Source organism: Staphylococcus simiae, assembly GCF_002902085.1.
In the GTDB taxonomy this organism is placed as follows: domain Bacteria; phylum Bacillota; class Bacilli; order Staphylococcales; family Staphylococcaceae; genus Staphylococcus; species Staphylococcus simiae.
Window position 1 is genome coordinate 1 of the sequence record NZ_PPQR01000020.1, and the last position, 434, is coordinate 434.

Annotated in this window: 1 rRNA gene; it reads right to left on the minus strand. The window is 51.2% G+C overall.

Going from position 1 to position 434, the window contains the following annotated elements:
- A 23S ribosomal RNA gene (locus tag CD113_RS03415) occupies positions 1 to 434 on the minus strand; the annotation flags it as partial.

Here is a 434-nt window from a genome sequence, read left to right on the forward strand (position 1 = left end):
GAAGCTAACCACTCCTCTTAACCTTCCAGCACCGGGCAGGCGTCAGCCCCTATACATCACCTTACGGTTTAGCAGAGACCTGTGTTTTTGATAAACAGTCGCTTGGGCCTATTCACTGCGGCTCTTCTGGGCGTTAACCCTAAAGAGCACCCCTTCTCCCGAAGTTACGGGGTCATTTTGCCGAGTTCCTTAACGAGAGTTCGCTCGCTCACCTTAGAATTCTCATCTTGACTACCTGTGTCGGTTTGCGGTACGGGCACCTATTTTCTATCTAGAGGCTTTTCTCGGCAGTGTGAAATCAACGACTCGAAGACACAATGTCTTCTCCCCATCACAGCTCAGCCTTAATGAGTACCGGATTTGCCTAGTACTCAGCCTTACTGCTTAGACGTGCAATCCAATCGCACGCTTCGCCTATCCTACTGCGTCCCCCC